Source organism: Bradyrhizobium vignae (assembly GCF_004114425.1).
Taxonomy (GTDB): Bacteria; Pseudomonadota; Alphaproteobacteria; order Rhizobiales; family Xanthobacteraceae; genus Bradyrhizobium; species Bradyrhizobium vignae.
This window is the reverse complement of sequence record NZ_RDQF01000035.1, coordinates 1-22317: the sequence shown is the minus strand read 5'-3', so window position 1 is coordinate 22317 and position 22317 is coordinate 1. Positions and strand designations below refer to the sequence as shown.

General features: G+C 63.4%; 19 protein-coding genes and 2 pseudogenes. 16 read left to right on the top strand and 5 right to left on the bottom strand.

Annotation, left to right across the window (positions count from 1 at the left end; translation table 11 throughout):
* The first annotated feature begins 443 nt into the window (after positions 1-443).
* A complete protein-coding gene (locus tag EAV90_RS39680) occupies positions 444-878 on the top strand; it encodes a hypothetical protein (RefSeq protein ID WP_162500262.1) in 435 nt (144 codons plus the stop codon).
* A 122-nt stretch (positions 879-1000) separates the two neighbouring features.
* Here EAV90_RS39680 and EAV90_RS25445 read toward each other — a convergent pair.
* Positions 1001-3278, bottom strand: a pseudogene (locus EAV90_RS25445) (ComEC/Rec2 family competence protein).
* A gap of 96 nt (positions 3279-3374) precedes the next feature.
* Entirely contained in the window at positions 3375-3608 is a 234-nt protein-coding gene (locus EAV90_RS25440; RefSeq protein ID WP_122403074.1) for a DUF2171 domain-containing protein, read from the bottom strand.
* A 398-nt stretch (positions 3609-4006) separates the two neighbouring features.
* Here EAV90_RS25440 and EAV90_RS25435 point away from each other — a divergent pair, with 398 nt between their 5' ends.
* Complete coding sequence (locus EAV90_RS25435) at positions 4007-5335, top strand: MFS transporter (protein ID WP_122403073.1); 1329 nt, start codon at positions 4007-4009, stop codon at positions 5333-5335.
* A 193-nt stretch (positions 5336-5528) separates the two neighbouring features.
* On the opposite strand, the gene EAV90_RS25430 is transcribed toward EAV90_RS25435, so the two are convergent.
* Positions 5529-5891, bottom strand: coding sequence for an SPW repeat protein (locus EAV90_RS25430; RefSeq protein WP_162500593.1), 363 nt, complete (start codon positions 5889-5891; stop codon positions 5529-5531).
* A 243-nt stretch (positions 5892-6134) separates the two neighbouring features.
* On the opposite strand from EAV90_RS25430, the gene EAV90_RS25425 reads away from it, so the two are divergent.
* The gene (locus EAV90_RS25425) at positions 6135-6317 is read left to right on the top strand and encodes a hypothetical protein (protein ID WP_122403072.1); all 183 of its coding nucleotides are present in this window, start codon (positions 6135-6137) and stop codon (positions 6315-6317) included.
* A gap of 124 nt (positions 6318-6441) precedes the next feature.
* Positions 6442-7872 carry a type I glutamate--ammonia ligase gene (gene glnA, locus EAV90_RS25420; protein ID WP_122403071.1) on the top strand — a complete coding sequence of 477 codons (1431 nt, stop codon included), beginning with the start codon at positions 6442-6444 and terminating at the stop codon, positions 7870-7872.
* A gap of 18 nt (positions 7873-7890) precedes the next feature.
* Here the strand turns inward: glnA and EAV90_RS25415 are convergent, their stop codons facing one another.
* Complete coding sequence (locus EAV90_RS25415; RefSeq protein WP_122406644.1) at positions 7891-8340, bottom strand: YbhB/YbcL family Raf kinase inhibitor-like protein; 450 nt, start codon at positions 8338-8340, stop codon at positions 7891-7893.
* Positions 8341-8458: 118 nt separating this feature from the next.
* Between EAV90_RS25415 and EAV90_RS25410 the strand changes: the two genes are divergently transcribed.
* Genes EAV90_RS25410 through EAV90_RS25400 form a run of 3 tightly spaced genes read left to right on the top strand, consistent with a single transcriptional unit; the run spans position 8459 to position 10681 of the window.
* Complete coding sequence (locus tag EAV90_RS25410; protein WP_122403070.1) at positions 8459-9460, top strand: ribonuclease Z; 1002 nt, start codon at positions 8459-8461, stop codon at positions 9458-9460.
* A gap of 20 nt (positions 9461-9480) precedes the next feature.
* Positions 9481-10161 (top strand): phosphoribosylanthranilate isomerase, encoded by a 681-nt coding sequence (locus tag EAV90_RS25405; protein WP_122403069.1) that lies wholly within the window; start codon positions 9481-9483, stop codon positions 10159-10161.
* A gap of 34 nt (positions 10162-10195) precedes the next feature.
* Entirely contained in the window at positions 10196-10681 is a 486-nt protein-coding gene (locus tag EAV90_RS25400) for an adenosine-specific kinase (RefSeq protein WP_122403068.1), read from the top strand.
* A gap of 97 nt (positions 10682-10778) precedes the next feature.
* On the opposite strand, the gene EAV90_RS25395 is transcribed toward EAV90_RS25400, so the two are convergent.
* Positions 10779-12455 (bottom strand): glutamine--tRNA ligase/YqeY domain fusion protein, encoded by a 1677-nt coding sequence (locus EAV90_RS25395; protein WP_122403067.1) that lies wholly within the window; start codon positions 12453-12455, stop codon positions 10779-10781.
* Between the two features lie 154 nt (positions 12456-12609).
* Between EAV90_RS25395 and gltX the strand changes: the two genes are divergently transcribed.
* The 9 genes and pseudogenes from gltX to EAV90_RS41785 all read left to right on the top strand — a co-directional run.
* Positions 12610-14034, top strand: coding sequence for a glutamate--tRNA ligase (gltX, locus tag EAV90_RS25390; protein WP_129145025.1), 1425 nt, complete (start codon positions 12610-12612; stop codon positions 14032-14034).
* Positions 14035-14180: 146 nt separating this feature from the next.
* Entirely contained in the window at positions 14181-15482 is a 1302-nt protein-coding gene (gltA, locus tag EAV90_RS25385) for a citrate synthase (protein WP_122403065.1), read from the top strand.
* 232 nt (positions 15483-15714) lie between these two features.
* The gene (locus EAV90_RS25380; protein ID WP_174221580.1) at positions 15715-16893 is read left to right on the top strand and encodes an ROK family transcriptional regulator; all 1179 of its coding nucleotides are present in this window, start codon (positions 15715-15717) and stop codon (positions 16891-16893) included.
* 58 nt (positions 16894-16951) lie between these two features.
* On the top strand, positions 16952-18238 hold the full coding sequence (locus tag EAV90_RS25375) for an ABC transporter substrate-binding protein (RefSeq protein WP_122403063.1): 1287 nt from the start codon (positions 16952-16954) through the stop codon (positions 18236-18238).
* Positions 18235-19158: a carbohydrate ABC transporter permease gene (locus tag EAV90_RS25370; protein WP_162500261.1), complete on the top strand. Its 924-nt coding sequence runs from the start codon at positions 18235-18237 to the stop codon at positions 19156-19158. Before EAV90_RS25375 ends, EAV90_RS25370 begins: the two co-directional genes overlap by 4 nt.
* Positions 19151-20008, top strand: coding sequence for a carbohydrate ABC transporter permease (locus tag EAV90_RS25365; RefSeq protein ID WP_162500260.1), 858 nt, complete (start codon positions 19151-19153; stop codon positions 20006-20008). The genes EAV90_RS25370 and EAV90_RS25365 overlap by 8 nt, the downstream gene beginning before the upstream one ends.
* Before the next feature lie 10 nt (positions 20009-20018).
* Entirely contained in the window at positions 20019-21128 is a 1110-nt protein-coding gene (locus EAV90_RS25360) for an ABC transporter ATP-binding protein (RefSeq protein ID WP_122403060.1), read from the top strand.
* On the top strand, positions 21125-21892 hold the full coding sequence (locus EAV90_RS25355; protein ID WP_122403059.1) for an SDR family NAD(P)-dependent oxidoreductase: 768 nt from the start codon (positions 21125-21127) through the stop codon (positions 21890-21892). Before EAV90_RS25360 ends, EAV90_RS25355 begins: the two co-directional genes overlap by 4 nt.
* A gap of 174 nt (positions 21893-22066) precedes the next feature.
* Positions 22067-22138: pseudogene (locus EAV90_RS41785) on the top strand (hypothetical protein); the annotation flags it as partial.
* Between the last annotated feature and the right edge of the window lie 179 nt (positions 22139-22317).

Below are 22317 nucleotides of genomic sequence, written 5' to 3'. Positions count from 1 at the left end.
TCGGCACGCCGCACGAAGCAACATCGCTTCGCGGCCACAGCTTCGAGGAGACGCCACCCGCCAGATGTTTCATGGACAATCATTGCAGCGCTGATCGCAGCATCAGCGTCGCAGGCCATTGCCACACAGTCGCACCGCCATGTGCGCAAGCAATCGAGCCAGTACGAATTCGCGACGCGCGGAATGTGATGCGCAGCTCTCCGCAATCGAGCCGGCAATAAGCGAGCCGGTCAGCACCCGCGGGGCGCTGACATTGGCGCCGTTCGAATGCACAGGCGTCGGCTTTGTTCCTATCGAATCCGGGAAAGATAATGTGATCGCGGCTCGCGAAGCCCAGCCGCAGATTTGCCCACAACCGAGCAGAACGTTGTATGCTTCACCCTGATAGAGGCCTGCGCCTCCAAGAGAGGTGCGGCTTGCTATCTTCGCATGAGGAGCACCCGATGTGTGACTATAGCCTGCATGCCGTCGCGACGCGCCCTGCCGAAGTCGGCGAGACGATCGTCACGACAACCTTCCGCGGCACCTCGACACGCGGCTTCGCCTCTGAAGCCGATCTCTCCGTCGCGGTCTGCCTGCTGCCGGGAACGGAGCTCGCTTTCGCCGACAACGTTCGTTACGACAACCGCTGGATCTGGACGCGCACCGTCAACTCCCGCGTCGGCAAGTTCGGCAAGATCGATCCGCACATTCCCGATCGCCATCATGACGCGATCGAATTTCCCGACGGCAAGTACGTGCTGGTGACGCAGCTCGTCGAAGGCCAGCGCGCGACCGTGCTGCAACTGCCGGTGACCCAGCCGGTTGGCGAGCGCGAGCACAAGCCGCAGATCGTCGCCGAGACGAGGTCCACGATCACACGCCTGCCGATCGGCTGATCGTCGGCGCGCCCCCGGCCGATTTGTCGAGGGCCAGAACTTGAAATGCCATCGCCGGCTGAGGCCGGCGAGATGGTATGGTTTGCGTCCTGCAGAATCCCGCGCCTCCTCCGCATCGATCCTCAATCGTCAGCCTGCAAGTCGGCCTCCGATGGCGTTGCGTCCCGATTGCGGGGCACGGCCGTCTTCGGCGCAAGGCTGCCGTCGAAATCCCCCTCGCCGGCGCCGGCCGGCAGCCAAGGGCGGCTTGCGCCTCTCGCCCTCACCACCTGCACCGAGAAACCCTCTCCGTTTTGCGTCAGAGCCAGCGCGCCCTGACTGGCAAGGCGCGACCGATCGACCACCATCGCTGCGCAATCGGGCGGCGCGGGCCGCGCCGTCACCACCAACGCAGCGCGGCTGCAATCATCAGCCAGCGCGTCGATGCGCAGAGAAAGCGCGACCAGCCGCCCGTCCGCAAGCGGCGCCACGCAGCCGGACTCGTCACCTGACACACCGCTCGCCAACGAGGCGTTGCGGCATCGCGCGGATCGGCATCGGCGGCTAACCATTCCCTCAGCAGAAAGCCATCCTTGCTCGCGCGGATCACATGCAAACGCCCGTCGCCGCCCCGGACCGCGACGCTCGCGCCATCCCCGGCAATCAGGATATCGGGCTGCCGCACCGACAGTCCCCAGAGGATCGCTACCAGCAGCACCAGGGCGCCGGACAAGCGCAAGGGCGTGCGCAACAGGCCCATCACGATGATCCCGAGGCTGGCCGCGATCAACGGCGCGATTCCGAACGCCGGAATGCGGCCAACTGCGCCCGGTAGGGCCGCCACCCAGCGCGAGACCGCGACCATCCAGTCAATGCCGATCCCCATCAGCCACCAGAACACGCCGTCGAGGCCGAAGGGCGCCGCGAGCAACCCTAAAAGCCCCGCCGGCATCACCAGCGCCGAGACCACCGGCATCGCGCCGAGATTGGCGAGCACGCCGTATGGCGTCACGCGATGGAAGTGGAAAGCGGCATAGGGCGTGGTCGCAAGCCCCGCGATCAACGAAGCCAGCAACAGCATCGCGATCTCGCGGCCGCCCCACAGCGCGATGCGCGCTGTCGTCGAATGATCGGGCGATGCAAGCAGGTTCGGCATGCCGATCTGCACCAGCGCCACCAGCCCGAGCGTCGCGACGAAGGACATCTGGAAGCTGGGATGCACCAGCGCTTCGGGCGCGACCGCGAGCACGATCAGCGCGGCCACAGCGAGGGTTCGGAAGGTGATGGCGCGGCGATCGACCATCACGGCGATCAACACCACCGCGGTCATGAAGAACGATCTCTGTGTCGCGACCTCCGCGCCTGACAGCAGCAGGTAGAACGCTGCCGCCGCCAGCGCAGCGGCCGCCGACCATTTCTTGATGGCGAAGCCGGCCGCCAGTCCCGGGATCAGCGCCAGCAGCGCGCGCACTGCGAGAAGACGACGCCGGCGACGACCGCCATGTGATAGCCGGAGATCGACAGCACATGGCCGAGCCCCGAGATGAACATGGCGTCGTTGACGGGCGTGCTGATCGCATCGCGCCGTCCCGTGAGCAGCGCGGTCGCAATCGCGCGGTTGTCGCCTTCGAGCGTTGAGCGGATGCGCGCGTCGATCGCATCGCGCAGGCCCTGCATGAAGGCGGCGTAGCGCAGCCGCAAGCCGCCGGCATCCGGCGGCACCGAAGCCGTGATCGCGCCCATCACGAAACCGGAGGCACCAATGCCCTGGAAGAACATATCGCGCGAGAAATCATAGCTGCCAGGTCGCACCGGCGAGATCGGCGGCAACAGCCGCGCCTTCAATTGCACGAAGCTGCCGACTTCAGGCGCCGTGCCCTTGCGCACCGAGAGGCGGACGCGCTCGAGCTTCACGTCGCTGCGTTGCGCCTCCATCGCGCTGACACGCAGTACGAAGCGATCGGTGCGCTCGCGGATGTCGCGTGCTTCCACAAAGCCCGACAGCGACACCGAATAGAGCGGCTTGGCCAAAACGATGTGGGCGATGCGCGCCGTCTTCCAGGTCGCCGTGGCAAAGCCGGCGGCGACCGCCGCGATCACGATCGCGGGCGCAAACAACCGGCTCCGCCGCAGCAGCACGGCGCCAAGCGCGAGAACGGCCGCGGTCGCGACGACCACCCACGGCACCGGCTCATGATCTGCGGCGAAATAAAGCGCGATGCCGCCGCCGAAGGCGACCGGCACCCACGGCAACAGCCGACCAGGCCCGGCCTCGGCGCGGGCCCATTCGCGCAACGTTGCGACGCTAGCCGGCCAGACGCCAAAGCCCGCCGGCGCAAAGCCGCCAGCCGGTGCGGCGCGGCCGACCGGCCACGTCCCCGCAACTCCCTGGGAGCGTACTGGCCGCCCCGGCTCCGCCATTCCCCTGCACCTTACGATACGCGACGGGTGCGGAGGCTACCGGAACGTGCGGCTGCGCGAATAGCGGTACAGATCAGGAACGAAGTCGGGCGGGCCCTACTTTTCCTCTTCCATGGTCACGGCCACCGACGCCTTGGCGGACAGCCGGACCTTATTGCCTTCGACATCGGCAACGAGCCCCTTGTCGATGAAGTGATGGTGCCCCTTGTGGCTGCCTTCCCCACTGTCCTTCCTAGTCAGCTTGATGCGATTGCCCTCGACGCGGTCGACCGTGCCGACATGGACGCCGTCGGCGCCGATCACTTCCATATGCTCTGCGATGTTCTGCATGGCGGGATCCTCGTTGGACCCACACAACGCCTGAGAGGCCTTTCCGTTCGTTCGTGACAAAATCGCCGAGCGCGGTTGGCGACCCCGTTCCATCTCAGGACTTGCAGGACTTGGGCAGCCCCGGTTCGGTCGATTGAGCCGAAAGTCTCATAAGACGCCAGCCCCGGCGGGACTACACTGCGTCTCCGCCTCCCCGGCAATACGGGCAGGTTGTGATAGCTCGCGGTAACGAAGCGACCGCTGGAGCTCTTTCTCGGGTGGCTCAAGCCTCCCTGAGATTTGGCGCTGCCGACGCAACTCGCAATTCTCGCCTGTGGCGTCGCGCACCAAGCGTAGCGCGCGAGCGAAGGACGCTGAAAAGCGCCGAGAGTAGCGTTTGAATTTGACAGGAGCAGCACATGGCAATTCAAGTACCGAGCGATTTTCGCCGCGTGATTGTTGCTGCGTCGGTGGGAAACGTCATCGAATGGTATGATTTCTATATCTTCGGCAGCCTGGCCGCAGTTCTGTCGGTCAAGTTCTTCGAGCAGTCCCACCCGGTTGCAGCCCTCCTCAGCACGATCGCGCTGTTCACTGCAGGATTCCTGATCCGTCCGTTGGGAGCTTTCCTCTTTGGATGGATGGGCGACCGCGTCGGGCGAAAATATACGTTCCTCATCACGCTGAGCGGAATGGGACTGGGTACGGGAGCAATCGGGTTGATCCCGACCTACCAGTCCATCGGTCTGACGGCGGCGTTCCTTTTGTTCGGTCTGCGCATGATTCAGGGTCTGTGCTTGGGCGGCGAATATGGCGGCGCCATCACCTATGTCGCAGAGCATGTTCCGGACGACAAGCGCGGCTACTACACCGGCTGGCTGCAGACCTCTCCGACTCTCGGCATCGTCGTGTCCCTGGCCGTGATCATCCTGACACGGACCTGGTTCGGCAATCAGGCGTTCGACGAATGGGCGTGGCGCGTTCCGTTCCTGGTGTCCTTCCTGCTTGTGGCCATCGCAATCTACATTCGGCTCCAGCTCCAGGAGACGCCGATCTTCCAGGAAATCAGGGCCCGCGGCCAGATGACGACGAATCCGTGGAGGGAGGCCTTCCTCAGTTCGAACATCAAATTCATCGGGATCGCAATCGTGGTCCTGATCGGGCAAGGGGTGGTCTGGTACAGCGGTCAGTTCTGGGCGCTGTACTTCCTTCAGCAGGTCTCGAAGCTGGATCCGCTGACCTCCGCCTATATCGTGGGAGCCGCGCTGCTGATTGCCACACCGAGCCTGATTTTCTTCGGCTGGCTGTCGGATCAGATCGGCCGCAAGCCGGTAATCCTGGGCGGCATGCTGCTGGCCGCAATCACGTACTATCCGCTGTATCTATGGCTGGGAGCAGTCACGCAGCCCGGCAACGTCAACTATCCGACCGCGATCTTCATCATCTTCATCCTCGTTTGCTACGTTGGGATGGTCTATGGGCCGGTCGGCGCGTTCCTGGCGGAATTCTTTCCGGGCAGGATCCGGTATACGTCGGTATCGGTGCCATACCACATCGGCAACGGCTGGGGTGGTGGATTGGTGCCGTTCATCACGTCGGCGGCATTCGCGGCGACCGGGAGCATCGGCTACGCGTTGATCTACCCGATCGCGGTCCCCGCGGTATGCTTCCTGCTCGCGCTGTTCCTGATGCCGGAGACGCGCAAGATCAGCATCTGGCAGCCGATCGAGCCCAGAACCGCATCGTGACGGAATGGTCTTGTGCAGGTCTAGGTGCAGGATCCGCACGGCCTGCACAATGGCCGCATCGGCCTTTCAGCGCGACGACGGCCATTGGAATCCCCGTCGCGCCAAGGCGTTGTCCCTGGCGTGCTCAAATCGAGCCTCGCCTCCGGCCGCCAGCCGATAGCGGTCGGCGGCGAGTTTGGCCGATTGCTCTTTGTCAGCCGGCCGGGTGATGCCAGCGATCGTGCCACCAGGCGCTGAAGTCACGATCGGTCATCAGCTCCCAGCCACTGAGCAAGATCACCAGCAGGCCCGACAATACGCTGCTCGCCGTGGCTGCTACCTGGTCATAGCCAATGGTCCAAGGCACCAGCACCAGCGCCAGTCCCAGCAGCATTTCGCCCCACTCTTCCAGGTAGGACGGGATGACAAAGGCCTCTACGGCAAACAGCATGACGCCGAGCCCAAGCGCGATGGTGATCCAGACAGCCGCCCCGGATAAACCAAGGATAGGGGACGACAGGACCAGCCATACGCCCACCAACAGGCTGGCAGCGTCTTGCCAATGTTGGATGCGCATAATGCTCACCTCCCCTCTCCTACTTATCTGGGGACGCACCGATGAAAAAATCATCCGTCCGGCCTGCATTGTGTGGCCGCGAGGGCGGTCCGGGAGCCGGCGCCAAGCCCGGCCGCGCATCCAGGAGAGGGCCCTTGCGAGTGCGGCGCACCCGGATGCAGACTGACGACGCTAGACAGGTGTCAATGTCGACCGTTCCCGGCGCAGCGGAAGGTCGCGCCCGGAGCAGAGGGAGATGACGCCATGCGAGAAATGGAAATTCACGACTATGCGCGGCAGTTGCTGGAAGCCCATGGCCCCAAGGCCATTGCGGAAGCCGCTCAAAACGCCATCGAACTCGAGCAGAAGGGCGAGCTCGAATTGGCAAGAACCTGGCGGCACATCGAAGATGCGATGAAGCTGATGCGCGGGCCACACCAAAGCTGACAGTCGGCGCAAAGCTTGCCTGACTGCGGCGACAACGCCGAACGTGGACCACAGTCCGTCGCGAGCCGCCAGGTTGCGGCCGAACGGCTACGCGATCTCGGGACGCTGACCTGGGAGCGAAGCCATGGTTGCAAAATGTACGACAGCCGAAGACCTCGTGAAGGCGATCACGGACGAGAACGTCCAGATGATCGATTTGCGGTTCACCGATCTGCCGGGGATGTGGCAACATTTTTCCGTACCGCCGAGCGCGGTGAATGCCGATGCACTCAACGAGGGCCTTGGATTCGATGGCTCATCGATCCGCGGCTTCCAGGAGATCCAGGAAAGCGACATGCTCGTCGTCCCGGATCCGACGACCGCCTTCGTCGACCCCTATAGTCCGGCCAAGACGCTGGTTCTCATCTGCAACATCCGCGACCCCGTGACCGGCCAATCCTATAGCCGGGACGCCCGCTACATCGCCCAGAAGGCCGAAACCTACCTCAAGGGTACCGGGCTTGCCGATACGAGCTATTTCGGCCCGGAGGCCGAGTTCTTCGTCTTCGACGAGGTCCGCTACGGACAGGGCATCAACTTCGCCATGCACGCAATCGACTCCAGCGAAGGCAGCTGGAACACCGCCACGGATGAAGGACCGAATCTCGGCCACAAGCCGCGCCCGAAAGAGGGATACTTTCCCGTTCCTCCGACCGACAGCATGCAGGCGCTACGCACCGAAATGGTGCTGACGATGGAATCTCTGGGGATCCAGATCGAAGCCCATCACCATGAGGTCGCGACCGGCGGCCAGAACGAGATCGACATGCGCTTCACCACGCTGACCCGCATGGCCGACAATTTGATGATCTACAAATACGTGGTCAAGAACACCGCGCATCAGCATGGCAAGACCGCGACATTCATGCCGAAGCCGCTGTTCGAGGACAACGCTTCGGGCATGCACGTTCACCAGTCGCTCTGGAAGGGCGAGACCAACTTGTTCTACGACAAGGGCGACTACGCCGAGCTGAGCCAGCTCGCGCGCTACTATATCGGCGGGCTTTTGAGCCACGCCTGGGCGTTGTGCGGGCTCTGCGCCCCCACCACGAACTCCTACCGGCGCCTGGTGCCGGGTTATGAAGCTCCGATCAATCTCGTCTACTCCCAGCGCAATCGCTCCGCCTGCTGCCGGATTCCGATGTATTCGCCGAATCCGCGCGCAAAGCGCGTCGAATTTCGTTCACCCGATCCGTCCTGCAATCCCTACCTGGCCTTCGCTGCAATGCTGATGGCCGGCCTCGACGGTATCGACAGGCGGATTGACCCTGGCAGCCCGATCGACAAGAATCTCTACGACCTCCCGACTGCCGAGGCGAAGGAGGTGAAGTCCACGCCGGGATCTCTGGACCAGGCGCTCGACGCGCTCGAGCGCGATCACGCATTCATGCTACGCGGGGATGTCTTCACCGCCGACGTGATCGAAACCTGGCTCGATTACAAGCGCAAGAAGGAGATCGACCCGATCCGGCTGCGACCGCATCCTTACGAGTTCCATCTGTATTACGATATCTAGTTTAGGGCATTCTTTCGCTTACCTCTCGTACCAACCGACGAGGGTCGCTTCCGCGATCACGTGCTTGCGCGCCTCTCGCTCGACGTCGCCGCAGGATGCATTGGCCTTTACCGGCAGGCCCTCCGTCGAGAGGGCAAGCAGTCGGAAATGATAGTGATGAGGCCCATGGCCGTGCGGTGGACACGGGCCGCCATAACCCGCCTTCCGAAAATCATTGACGGCTTGCTTCATTCTGGCGTTCTGTGCGGCGTTGATCGCAAATTGCGTGACCTCCGGCGGAATGTCGTACACTGCCCAATGATGCCATTTGCCGGCGGGCGCATCGGGATCATCGCAGAGCAGGACAAGACTCCGCGCCCCCTCCGGCGCGTCGCTCCATTGCAGAGGTGGCGAAAGATTTTCGCCATCACAGGTAAACCGTCGCGGAATTGCGGCACCATCGGCGAAGGCGCTTGAAACGAGTTTCATGGCTCTCTCCTCGATCCGATAGATGTATTCTAGCTCGATCCTGCCCGGTGCGAAATCCATCGCCGTCCCCTAAGATGAGGAGAGATGCATTTGGGACTGTTGCAGCAGAATTGTTGTCATGCGACCGCTTTTCCATCCTAGCCTGGTCAACGGTCGCTACGGCGATCCTACGGTCTATGTCGAAACGCTGTTCGAGAAGCGAAGTCTGCTGTTCGACATTGGAGAGATTGCTTCACTGGCGCCGCGGAAGATCCGACGCGTCGACCAGGTCTTTGTCTCGCATGCGCATATCGATCATTTCGTTGGCTTCGACCATCTGCTGCGTTTGCTCGTCGGGCACGAGAAATCGGTACAGCTGTTCGGTCCGGCCGGCTTAGCCGAGCACGTCTTTCACAAGCTTCAGGCCTATCGCTGGAACCTGGTCGAAAACTATTCCTGCGATCTTGTTTTCGACGTCAGCGAACTTGGAGCGGAAAATTCCACCTTCACCACCCGGTTCCGGCTGAGGAAAGGCTTCGCAGCAGAGCCATCCGTCTCTGGCAACACCATTGCGGGCGTGCTCTGCGATGAACCGACCCATCGCGTGTCAGCCGCGATCCTTGAGCATGGCACGCCCTGCCTCGCCTTTGCGCTGCAGGAGGCGGCCCATGTCAACGTATGGAAGAACAGGCTGTCGGAGCGTGGACTACCCGTCGGTCCCTGGTTGCTGTCGCTAAAGAAGGCCGTCGTCGAGCGTCGCGCGGACGATCATTTGATCCGTATCGAAGAAGCGAACAAGTCGGATCGCCTCGTGCCACTCTCAAGCCTGCGCGATCTCGTGACGGTCACTGCCGGCCAGAAAATCGCCTATGTGACCGATGTTGCCGACACGCCGGCCAATCGCACCGCCATCGTGGCGCTGGTTCAGAATGCAGACATCCTCTTCATCGAGGCGGCGTTTGCGGACGCGGACGCCGCAATAGCGAAGGAGCGGGCTCATCTTACCACCACGGCTGCCGGAGAAGTCGCACGGGAAGCCAAGGTCCGCCGCGTCGAGCCTTTTCACTTCTCTCCGCGCTATGCGGGAGAGCAGGAACGGATGCTGGCCGAGGTGATGGCAGCGTTCGAGGCGTCTCCCTGAGACTCGGAGAGGTTGCGCCGATGTTGACCCAGATCTATGAAATCTCTACCCCCGAAGAGGCGTCCGCACTTTCAGTCATTGGCGTCGACCATGTCGGCGTGCTCGTCGGAGAAGGCCAATTTCCACGCGAACTGCCGATCTCAACGGCTTCCAAGATCGGCGCGGCAATTGTACCGCCATCGAAATTCTCGGCACTGTTTCTGACCTGCGATCTCGCCTTGATTGCGTCGTGGGCGCGCGAGCTCAACCCCGCGATCGTCCATTTGGGAGCCAGCGCCGAACTGCTTTCCCCGCAAGATGTTGCTTCCCTCAAGCGCATGTTGCCCGGGATCGTCGTGATGAGAAGCATACCGGTGTTCTCCGAGGAAAGCGTCGCAATTGCCGAGAGCTACGATGGCATCGCAGACTTTCTGCTGCTCGACAGCTATCGGTGCACGGACAGGCAGATCGGCGCGCTCGGCGTGACGCATGATTGGAACATCAGTCGCCGCATCGTGGATGTCGTCCGTGTACCGGTCGTCCTCGCAGGCGGCCTCGGACCGGACAATGTCGCAGGAGCGATCCGAACGGTCCGTCCTGCCGGCGTCGACTCCAAGACGAAAACGGACCAGGACGGTTCGCATGCGAAGGACCTGGAGCGAGTCCGCCGGTTCCACCAAGCGGCTCGGGCAGCGGCTGACAATCGCTTTCCGTCGGCCTAACATGAATTGTGTAGCTCTCTCCCGGAGCGCGGCCATGGAACTCACCGTCGTACCCATCGTCAAGCCGGAGGCGGCCAACTTCATCTTCGGTCAGTCGCATTTCATCAAGACCGTGGAAGATCTCCACGAGGCGCTCGTTGGCACGGTTCCGGGCATCCGATTCGGGCTGGCCTTCTGCGAGGCCTCCGGCAAGCGGCTGGTGCGCTGGTCGGGCAATGACGAAGCGGCCCTCACCCACGCCCGCAACAACGCATTGGCCATTGGCGCCGGCCACACTTTTCTGATCTTCCTGGGCGACGGCTTCTTTCCGGTCAACGTCCTAGCTGCCGTGCGCTCGGTGCCGGAGGTCTGCCGCATCTACTGCGCGACGGCCAACCCCACGCAGGTGATCGTCGCACAAACGGAGCTCGGCCGTGGCGTGCTCGGCGTAGTGGATGGCGCCTCACCGCTGGGTATCGAGACCGACGCCGACATTGCGTGGCGGAAGGACCTCCTGAGGAAGATCGGCTACAAGCTGTAGCGACCGGAGCCGTTGCATCGAGCTTTGCGAAGCCGGCGCACCATTTCGCGATGATGGCGGAAACGATGGCGTCGGCGTCGCTTGCTCAGGTCAGCCCTCAACCTTTCGCGACTTCCTTCGCGAACGTGTCGCGCAGGCCGATGGTGCGCGAGAACACCGGCTTGCCCGGCGTCGAGTCCTTGTCGCGCACGAAATAGCCCTGGCGCTCGAACTGCACCGGCTCGGTCGAATTGCTCTCCGCAACGCAAGCCTCGATCCGCGCATCGGACAGGATCTCCAGCGAATTCGGATTGAGATCGGCTGCGAAATTCGAGGCGTCCGGGCTCGGATTGGAGAACAGCTGGTTGTAGATGCGGATCTCCGCCGGCTTCGACGTCGCCGCCGCCAGCCAGTGCATGGTCGCCTTGACCTTGCGGCCGTCGGGCGCGTTGCCGCCCTTGGTCGCGGGATCATAGGTGCAGCGCAGCTCCACCACTTCGCCCTTGTCGTTCTTGATCACGCCGGTGCACTTGACGAAGTAGGCATAGCGCAGCCGCACCTCGTTGCCCGGCGACAAGCGGAAGAACTTCTTCGGCGGGTTCTCCATGAAGTCGTCCTGCTCGATATAGAGCTCGCGGCCGAACGTGATCTTGCGCGTGCCGACCGACGGATCGTCGGGATGGTTGATCGCCTCGAGCTCCTCGGTCTGCCCTTCCGGATAGTTCTCGATCACGACCTTCAGCGGCCTCAAGACCGCCATGCGGCGCTGCGCCGTGCGGTTCAGCTCCTCGCGGATGCAGAACTCCAGCATGCCGACGTCGACCACGCTGTTGGCTTTGGCGACGCCGATGCGCTTGACGAACTCGCGCAAGGCGGCCGGCGGCACGCCGCGGCGGCGCATTCCCGCGATGGTCGGCATGCGCGGATCGTCCCAGCCCGCGACATGGGCGTCGCGGACAAGCTGGGTCAGCACGCGCTTGGACAGCAGCGTGTAGGTCAGGTTCAGCCGCGCGAATTCGTACTGGTGCGGCTTGGACGGTACCGGCAGCTTCTCGATGAACCAGTCGTAGAGCGGCCGGTGGTCCTCGAACTCCAACGTGCAGATCGAATGCGTGATGCCTTCGATGGCGTCCGACTGGCCGTGGGCGTAGTCGTAGCTCGGATAGATGCACCAGGCGTTGCCGGTGCGCGGGTGGTGCGCATGCAGGATGCGATACAGCACGGGATCGCGCAGATTGATGTTGCCCGCTTCCATATCGATCTTGGCCCGCAGCACACGCGCCCCGTTGGGGAATTCGCCGGCCTTCATCCGCCGGAACAGGTCGAGGTTCTCCTCCACGCTGCGGTCCCGGAACGGCGAGTTCTTGCCCGGCTCGGTCAGCGTGCCGCGCGAGAGGCGGATCTCCTCCTGGGTCTGGTCGTCGACATAGGCGAGCCCGTCGCGGATCAGCTGCTCCGCCCATTCGTACAGACGGTCGAAATAGTCCGAGGCGAAGAACAGGTTCTTGCCCCAGTCATAACCGAGCCAGCGCACGTCGGCCTGGATGGAATCGATATATTCCTGCTCTTCCTTGACCGGGTTGGTATCATCGAAACGCAAATGGCAGCGGCCCGGAAACTCCTGGGCGATGCCGAAGTTGAGTGCGATCGACTTGGCGTGGCCGATATGCAAGTAGCCGTTCGGCTCCGGCGGGAACCGGGTCACGATCTCCTGGTACTTGCCCTGATCGAGATCGGCCTGGATGATGTCACGAATGAAATCGCGCCCAACCTCAGCTGCCACCGGTTCTGTCATTACGAAAATCCTGTAGGGAAATCAGCGGTCCTTCTGCCAAATTCGCGTGGCCGCGCCAAGAGCTTAAGCAAGGCCTGCCAGGTCCGCGTCGGGCTTTAGTTATGTCCCGTTCCTGCTATACACCACCGCCTCCAATGCATAGGCCTTGCCAAGAATGTCCGATTCCGTCGTCACGCGCTTTGCTCCCTCCCCGACCGGCTTTCTCCATATCGGGGGCGCCCGCACGGCGCTGTTCAACTGGCTCTATGCCAAGAAGCACGGCGGCAAGATGCTGCTCCGGATCGAGGATACCGACCGGGAGCGCTCCACGGAGGCTGCGATCGGCGCCATCCTCGACGGGTTGAGGTGGCTCGAGCTCGGCTGGGACGGCGAGGTGATCTACCAGTACAGCCGCGCCGCCCGCCACCGCGAGGTCGCCGAGCAGCTGCTGGCCGACGGTAAGGCCTATCGCTGCTACGCCACGGCCGAGGAGCTCGCCGCCATGCGCGAGAAGGCGCGCGCGGAAGGCCGCACCCGCCTCTATGATGGCATGTGGCGCGACCGGGATCCCGCGACGGCGCCAAGCGACGTGAAGCCCACCATCCGCCTGCGCGCGCCGCAGACCGGCGAGACCGTGATCGAGGACCAGGTCCAGGGCCGCGTGGTCTGGCAGAACGAGAACCTCGACGATCTCGTCCTGCTGCGCGGCGATGGCAACCCGACCTATATGCTCGCGGTGGTCGTCGACGACCACGACATGGGCGTTACCCACGTGATCCGCGGCGACGACCATCTGATCAACGCCGCGCGCCAGAAGCAGATCTACGATGCGATGGGCTGGGCACTGCCGAGCATGTCCCACATCCCCCTGATCCACGGCCCGGACGGCTCGAAACTGTCGAAGCGGCATGGCGCGCTCGGCGTCGATGCCTACCGCGCCATGGGATACCTGCCTGCGGCGCTGCGCAACTACCTGGTCCGGCTCGGCTGGAGCCATGGCGACCAGGAGATCTTCTCGACCGAGGAGATGATCGCGGCGTTCGACCTCGCCAGCGTCGGCCGGGCCGCCGCCCGCTTCGACTTCGCCAAGCTGGAAAGCCTCAACGGCCACTACATCCGCCACACCGACGATCAATCGCTCGTGAAGATGTTCGAGGACGTGCTCGACCATGTGCCCGGACGGAGCGAGCTCAAGGCCAAGTTAAACGACACCACGCGTTCGCAGCTCCTCAAGGCCATGCCGGCCCTGAAGGAGCGCGCCAAGACGCTGATCGAGCTGATCGACGGCGCCCATTTCATCTTTGCCGACCGGCCGCTGGCGCTCGATCCCAAGGCGGAAGCATTGCTGACGCCCGAGAATCGCAAGCTGATCGGCCAGCTTCATTCCGCGCTGGAGAAGGTCGAGACGTGGAGCGGTACGGCAACTGAAGCCGCGCTGCGCGCCTTTGCCGAGGAAAATAGTCTCAAACTCGGCGCGGTCGCCCAGCCGCTCAGGGCGGCGCTCACCGGACGGACGACGTCGCCTGGTATATTTGAGGTTTTGGACGTCCTGGGGCGCCAGGAGAGCCTCGGCCGGCTTAAGGATCAGTCTACGACGTAAGTCGACCATGCGTGCGGCGATCTTGCAGCGCACATAGCAATAATATACCCATCTCCCCCGTACATTCTGGAACATCCGGCCTGCCCCCATGCTCTCCCTGGGGGCCTCCGGCTCCGGCCCGTTTCACCACACATCGGGGACCTCTGATGGACGCAAAACCAAGCCCAAAGACCGCGACGCTGACGGTCGGAAACAAGAATTACGATCTCCCGATCCTCAGCGGTAGCGTCGGGCCTGACGTCATCGATATCGGCAAGCTCTACGGCCAATCCGGCCTGTTCACCTACGATCCGGGCTTCACCTCGACCGCGAGCTGCCAGTCCAAGATCACCTATATCGACGGTGATGCGGGCGTGCTGGAATACCGCGGCTACCCGATCGAGCAGCTCGCCGAGCACGGCGACTTCCTGGAGACCTGCTATCTCCTGCTCTACGGGGATCTGCCGACCGCCGCGCAGAAGAAGGATTTCGACTATCGCGTGACCCATCACACGATGGTGCACGAGCAGATGGCCCGCTTCTTCCAGGGCTTCCGCCGCGACGCCCATCCGATGGCGATCATGGTGGCGGCCGTCGGCGCGCTGGCCGCGTTCTATCACGACTCGACCGACATCAACGATCCCAAGCAGCGCATGGTCGCCTCCATGCGCATGATCGCCAAAATCCCGACGCTGGCCGCGATGGCCTACAAGTATACCGTCGGCCAGCCCTTCGTTTATCCGAAGAACTCGCTGCGCTTTGCCGAGAACTTCCTGAACATGTGCTTCGCGGTGCCCTGCGAGGATTACAAGGTCAGCCCGGTTCTCGCCGACGCGCTGGAGAAGATCTTCATCCTGCACGCCGACCACGAGCAGAACGCCTCGACCTCGACGGTGCGCATCGCCGGCTCCTCGGGCGCCAACCCGTTCGCCTGCATCGCAGCCGGCATCGCCTGCCTGTGGGGCCCGGCGCATGGCGGCGCCAACGAAGCCGCGCTCAACATGCTCTACGAGATCGGCACGGTCGATAAGATCCCCGAGTTCATCGCCAAGGTGAAGGACAAGAACTCGGAAGTCCGCCTCATGGGCTTCGGTCACCGCGTCTACAAGAACTACGATCCGCGCGCCAAGATCATGCAGAAGATGTGTCACGCCGTGCTCAAGGAGACCGGCCATGGCGACGATCCGATGCTGAAGGTGGCGATGGAGCTCGAGAAGATCGCGCTCAGCGACCAGTACTTCATCGATCGCAAGCTCTACCCGAACGTCGACTTCTATTCGGGCATCACGCTGAAGGCGATGGGCTTCCCGGTCTCGATGTTCACCGTGCTGTTCGCGGTCGCCCGCACCGTCGGCTGGATCAGCCAGTGGAGCGAGATGATCGAGGATCCGCATCAGAAGATCGGCCGTCCGCGCCAGCTCTACACCGGCGTCGCCAAGCGCGATTACGTTCCGATCGACAAGCGCTAACAATCGGCCATAACGGCTTCGAAGCGGCGTCATCGAAAGATGGCGCCGTTTTCGTTTGCGGGACCCGTCGAGTGGTAAAGCGCAGCTGCCCAACCTCACGATTTCCTCGGCAGCTGACGCGGCAACCATGCTGCCGCGCACAACAACAAGTCGGCGCACCGCGCCGGCCACCGCTTGACAGCCGAAGCGCTCCGCGCGCAAATTCTTACACTAAGTAAGAATGACGACAGGGATGGAAATGCCGGAGCAGCCGCGAAGTCGGCGGCAGACGCGCGCTGCCATTTTGACTCATCTGCTTCAGTCGGGCGGCTCGTTTCGTCCGCCTCTGGCCAAGGCCGTGCGCCTGTCGGAAGCGAGCCTGTCGCGCATCCTGTTCGACCTGAAGGCCGAAGGCCTGATCGAGGAAGTGCGGCGCCCTGCTCCTTACGTCGGCGGCCCGACGGGCCTCGTGTCACTCGACGGTGCGGTGGCGCTCGCAGCCGTCGAGCTGAGCGCTCAATGGCTCAGCGTCGGCGTCGGCGGTCTCGCCGGCGAATTGCACTACACGGAGCGTCTGCCACTGCCGAAGGTACCCACGGTCGAAACGGTCGGCCGCGTGTTCGGCGAGGCGATGACATTGCTGCGCGACTGGACACGCCGCCGCCACATCACGCTCTCACAAATCGGCGTCTCCATTCCGGGCCTTGGCCGGCTCACCGTATCCGGCAACCCGATCATCCCCTGCCATGTCGCGCGTCTCAGTGGCATGATCGGCGAGATGTTTGCCGGGGTGCCGCTGGAATTCACCAATTCGGTGGTGGCGCACGCCATCTTTCACCGCTGCCGCACGCAGAACTATCCGTTCAGCGACACGCATCTGTTCGTCCTCGTCAGCCACGGCGTTGCCGGCGCCTGGATGGATGATCCGGCCGAGGCCGATGCCCTGCAACCGATCGAACTCGGCCACATGGTGTTCGGGCCTGAGGGACCGCGCTGCCGCTGCGGCCATCACGGCTGCGTCGAGGCCTATACCTCGCTTCCCGCTCTGGCCGCGCTCCTCGGCATCTCCGAGGCTGAATTGCTCCAGCACGGCAGCGAATGGGTGCACACGATCCCGCTCTCGGCGCGCGTGCGCCAGGAGTTGCGGCGACGCTTGTTCCGGCTTGGCCTTGCGGTCGGCAACACGCTGAACGTCAAGCCATGCGGCGGCGTCGCGATCAGCGGCTGGCCCTCGCTTCTGTCCGAAGAGGATCGGAAGGCGGTGGTCGATGGGATCGACGCCTGCCTGCTGGGCGGACGCAAACTGGCGCGGCTATCCCTCGCCTTCGTGCCGCCCTCGACGGGCAACGATCCGCAAGCCGCACTGGCTTTCGCCGCCTTTTGTCTGGCCAGCCGCGGCGGCATGCCGGCGGCATCGACGGAGGCGGCCTGACATGCGCTGAACCTGCACGTCCCATATGTGCCGAGACTTCACACCGGGAGGAATTGCAATGCCGATCACAACAACAAGGCGCCGTCTGCTCGCTGGATCCGTCGCCACACTCGCCCTGCCGGCATTTGCCCGCGCGCAAGGCGCGGTCAAGCCGCGCCTGACCGCGATCTCGCAATGGTCCGCGGGCAGCGACGGAGCGGCGATCACGGCGCTGGGCAAGAAATTCGAGGAGAAAGGCGGCGTTTGGCAGCACTCGCCCGTCCCCGGCTTCACCACCGAGATGATGAACAAGCTGCGCGCGCAGATCATGGCCGGCGATCCGCCGGCCTGCTCGCAGCTCAAGGGTCCGGAGATTGCGGCCTGGTCGAAGATTGCTCCGACCGTCGATCTCGACGGCGTCGTCGCTGCCGCCGGTTACGAAAAGGTCGTCGCTCCCGATCTTGCGCGATTGCACAAGCCGGCGGGCAAATGGATTGCATTGCCGTTGCAGATCTACAGCACCAACATGCTGTTCCTGTCCAAACGCGCGATGGACAAGGCCAAGGCCGACAAGATCCCCGTCACCTGGGCCGACTTCAATGACCTCGCCGAAAAGATGAAAGCGGGCGGTGTCCCCTATCCCATTGCCAACGGTGGGACCCGCCCCGACGACGGGCAGAAATTCGAGGCCGCGCTCGCGGGCATCAGTCCCACCGCATACCGCGCAGCCATCATGAATCTCGACACGAAAGCTCTCGAGGGACCCGAGATCAAGGCTGCGTTCGCGCAGGTGCGCAAGATCTCCGACTGGATGGACCCCAACGTCGGCGCCCAACATTTTTCGACCAACCTGAAGCGCTTCGTCGACGGCGACATGGGCATGATGATCATGGGCGGCTGGGCGCAGGGCGTGTTGCGCAATGCCGGCTTCAAGTTCGAGGACTTCATGATTGCACCGGGCCCCAGCGACAACAGCAAGCCGGTCTTCCTGTTGAATGCCGATGCTTTCATCTTCTGGCAGCGCAAGGAGCCGGACCTGCAAGCCGGCCAGATGCTGATGGCCCAGCTCGTCATGGATCCGGCGATCCAGACGATGTATTCGCAGATCACCGGATCGATCCCCGTGCGCACCGATGTTGACCTTTCCGGCGAAGGCTGGTCAGAAGGTCAACGGCGGACCGCAGCAGCTCTAAAGGACGCGATCGCCAGCAATCAGGCGGTCCTGAGCCTTGCGCACAACATGGCGCAGGAAAACGGCATGACCGCGGCGATGATCGACGTGATCACGGAGTACGTGAAGAACAAGACGATCAAGCCGGAGCAAGCGGTCACCCGCCTCGCCGAGGCCGTCGAGGGCGCACGTTGACCGATGCCGTCCTGACAAGACCGGGGCGGTCGGCGGCTACCGAATTGGTGCGCCGGCTGCCCGAATATCTCTTGATCTGGGTGCCGCTGCTGCTGTCCGCGGCGCACCTCGTGTCGTTCGCGCTGTGGACGATCTGGATATCGTTCACGCCATCCACTCTGGTCCCGGTCGCGGGCTGGGTCGGCTTGCGCAACTACACGGCGGTCACGGCATCGCGGAACTGGCAGATCGCCTTCGACAATTTGCTGCTGTTTGGCAGCGCTTTCGTGCTGCTGAGCGCAGCGACCGGGCTCATCCTTGCGATCCTGCTCGATCAGCGCATTCGCGGCGAGAACCTGCTGCGCTCCATCTTCCTGTATCCCCTTGCCGTGTCTTTCGTGGTCACGGGCACGGTCTGGAGCTGGCTGCTCAATCCTGGCCTCGGGATCCAGAAGCTGGTCCACGACCTCGGCTGGACCTCCTTCAAGTTCGACTGGCTGATCGACCGCGACATGGCCATCTGGACCATTGTCATTGCTGCGATCTGGCAGTCGTCGGGCTTCGCCATGGCGCTCTTCCTTGCCGGCCTGCGGTCCGTCGACGCCGACATCATCAAGGCCGCTCAGATCGACGGTGCAGGCCCGGTCCGAATCTACCGGCGCATCATTCTGCCGTCGCTCTGGCCGATCACCGTCACCGTCGTCGTGATCCAGTTGCAGTTCGCGATTTCGACGTTCGATCTCGTACGCGCGCTCACCAACGGTGGACCGGGAATCGCGACGCAGCTGCCGGCCCTCGTCGTCTACGACCTCATGTTCCAGCGCAGCCTGCTCGGCCGCGGCGCGGCGGCGGCGGTGCTCATGCTGCTCATTCTTCTCACGGTGCTGTTGCCCTATGCGGCGTGGCGATATGTTCAGCGACGGCGGGCCGCCCATGCGTGATCGCAGCTTCGCACCGAGCCGGATCTTGATCTATCTCGCCGTTTCGCTGGTCGCCGCGGCCTGGCTCGCGCCGCTGGTCGTTGTGGTGCTGAACTCGCTCCGTAGCAACGAGGAGATCGCGCAGGCCTCGATGATCGGTTGGCCGCGGCAATGGGCCTGGAGCAATTACGCCGCAGCCTGGAGCGGCTTCTGCGTCGCCGAGACCTGCGCCGGCATCCGGCCGTACATGCTGAACTCCGCGCTCGTCACGATCCCTGCGACGATTTTCTCGACCATGCTCGGTGCGATCGCCGGCTACGCCGTGTCGCTCTGGCGCTTTCGCGGCGACAACTGGATCTACGGCATCGTGACCCTTGGCCTGTTCCTTCCCCAGCAGATGCGCCTCTTGCCCTGGACCATCGTGCTGCGGGACATCGGTCTCATCAACACGCTGACGGGTCTCGTGCTGATTCACACGATCCAGGGACTCTCCTTCACCACGCTGTTCTGCCGAAACTACTATGTCGCCATTCCCCATGAATTGATTAGGGCCGCGCGCATCGACGGGGCGGGCTTCTTTCGTATCTTCTGGCGCATCATCCTGCCGCTCTCGGGTCCCATCCTGATCGTCACGGTGATCTGGCAGTTCACGCATATCTGGAACGAGTTCCTCTATGGCGTGACATTCACGACGGGCCAGCAGCAGCCCGTCACGGCGGCTCTGATCGCACTATCGGCCGCAGTCGCGGACATCCCGCAGCATGGCGTGCAGAGCGCCGCGGTGATCATCGCGGCGCTGCCCACTTTGTTGATCTATCTCCTCGGCGGCAAGTACTTCGTCCGCGGCCTGACTGCCGGGGCCGTGAAATGATGAGGCCATCATGGCAGCACTGAGCATTCGCGCCCTATCCAAGCGTTACGCCAATCTGGAGGTGCTGAAGGGCATCGATCTCGACATCGAGAGCGGCGAGTTCACCGTACTGGTCGGGCCGTCCGGCTGCGGCAAGTCCACGCTGCTCAACATGGTCGCCGGGCTCGATCGTCCGAGCGCGGGGACGATCGAAATCGGTGGGCGCATCGTCAACGACGTCGCGCCGAAAGACCGCGACATCGCGATGGTGTTTCAGTCCTACGCGCTCTATCCCTCGATGACGGTGCGCCAGAACATCACCTTCGGCATGGAATGCCGGCACGTGCCCAAGGCGGAGCAAGAGAAAGCGGTCGCGAATGTCGCAAAGCTGCTCCAGATCGAGCCGCTGCTCGGCCGCAAGCCGGCGCAATTGTCCGGCGGCCAGCGCCAGCGCGTGGCGATGGGGCGCGCGCTGGTGCGCAATCCCCTGCTCTTCCTGTTCGACGAGCCGCTCTCCAATCTCGACGCCAAGCTGCGCGTCGAGATGCGGATGGAGATCAAGCGCCTGCATCAGCGCATCGGCGCCACCATCGTCTATGTCACCCACGACCAGATCGAGGCGATGACGATGGCGACGCGGATCGCCGTGATGCATCAGGGCAGCGTGCAACAGTTTGCCGACCCCGATACCGTGTACCGCTACCCCGCCAATCTGTTCGTGGCGCGCTTCATGGGCTCGCCGCCGATGAACACCATGCCGGCGCGGCTCGAGGCCGCCAGTGACGGGGCGGTGGTCGTGATCGGCGCGGGACGGCCCGACGAGGTTCGTCTGCGCCTCAGGGGATACGACGCCGCAGCCTCCTTTGTCGGGCGCGAGGTGGTGTTCGGGATCAGACCGGAATGCATTGCCGAGGCCAGCCGCACCTTTTCCAGCGATGCGCCTGTCCGCGTCGACGCGCCGGTGGAGTTGGTCGAGCCGACCGGTGCCGAGACGATGGTGTTGCTGCGGCTCGGGGGCGAGCCTGCGATGGCGCGGATCTCGCCGGATATCCGTCCCGCGCCCGGCACGACCGCCGCCTTCGCGCTCGACACCCGCCGCATTTGCCTGTTCGACCCCGAGACGGAGCGACTGATCGCATGACGAAGACGACCTATTCAGGCCTTGCGGGCCGCGTGGTGTTGATTACCGGAGGAGCCAGTGGCATCGGCGCCGCCTTCGTCCGGGCCTTTGCGGCCCAGGGGGCCCGGGTCGCCTTCTTCGACATCGATACGGACGCCGGCGGAACGCTGGTGCGGGAAGTAGCGGCCTCGTCCGGGACCGCCCCGCTGTTCGTGTCCTGCGATCTCCTCGACATCGATGCCTTGCGCTCCGCGATGGCAGAGGCCCACCGTTCGCTCGGCGATGCCGCCGTTCTCGTCAACAACGCCGCCAACGATCAACGCCAGATTCTCGCCGAGGTGACGCCGGCCGAGTTCGATTGGATGATCGGTGTCAATCTCAAGCACGTCTTCTTTGCCGCACAGGCAGTGGTGCCGCAGATGCGGGCGCGCGGCGGCGGCTCCATCATCAACATGTCGTCGATCGCCTGGATGCGCGGCGCGCCGGCGCTGCCGGTCTATGCCGCGGCGAAAGCGGCGATCGTCGGCTTCACCAACTCGCTGGCGCGGTCGGTCGGCCCCGACCGCATTCGCGTCAACGCGATAGCGCCGGGCATGGTGATCACCGAGCGCCAGCGCCGGCTGTGGTATCCGGACGAGCAGGTCATCGCCGGGATGCGTGCGCGCCAGGCCGTTCCCGACGCGGTGACGCCCGATGACATCGCCAACATGGCACTGTTCCTCGCCTCAGACGAAAGCCGGCGCATCACCAGCCAGTGTTTCCGGGTCGACGCGGGCCTCGGCTAAAGCATGATCCGGAAAAGTGCGAAGCGGTTTTCCGGAAAGTTCATGCGTAAACAACAAGTTAAAGCGCGATGACGATTCATCCAAATCTCATCGCGCTACAGGGCGCGTACCCAACATCGACTCGGGTCCGCTTTTTCGATGGAGCACTAAACAGTCGGCAGGGGGCGCGTCACCTTCGTAGTTGCGAAACGTGGCTCGGAATGGATGATCGTCCATCTGCACCGGTCTCCCTTGCCCACAACGTAGCGCTTAAGGTCTCAACAAGTTAGCGGCTGATGCACGCGATATGAGTACACGTGCTAGCACTACTTTGGCAGATTGTTGATTTTGGCGCGTTTTATAGGATTCCCGAATCAATTTTTCAATGATTCATGGGTGGTCGGCTCTTGGAGGGCTGACCATGCTGGGATGGGAAGACGAACTCG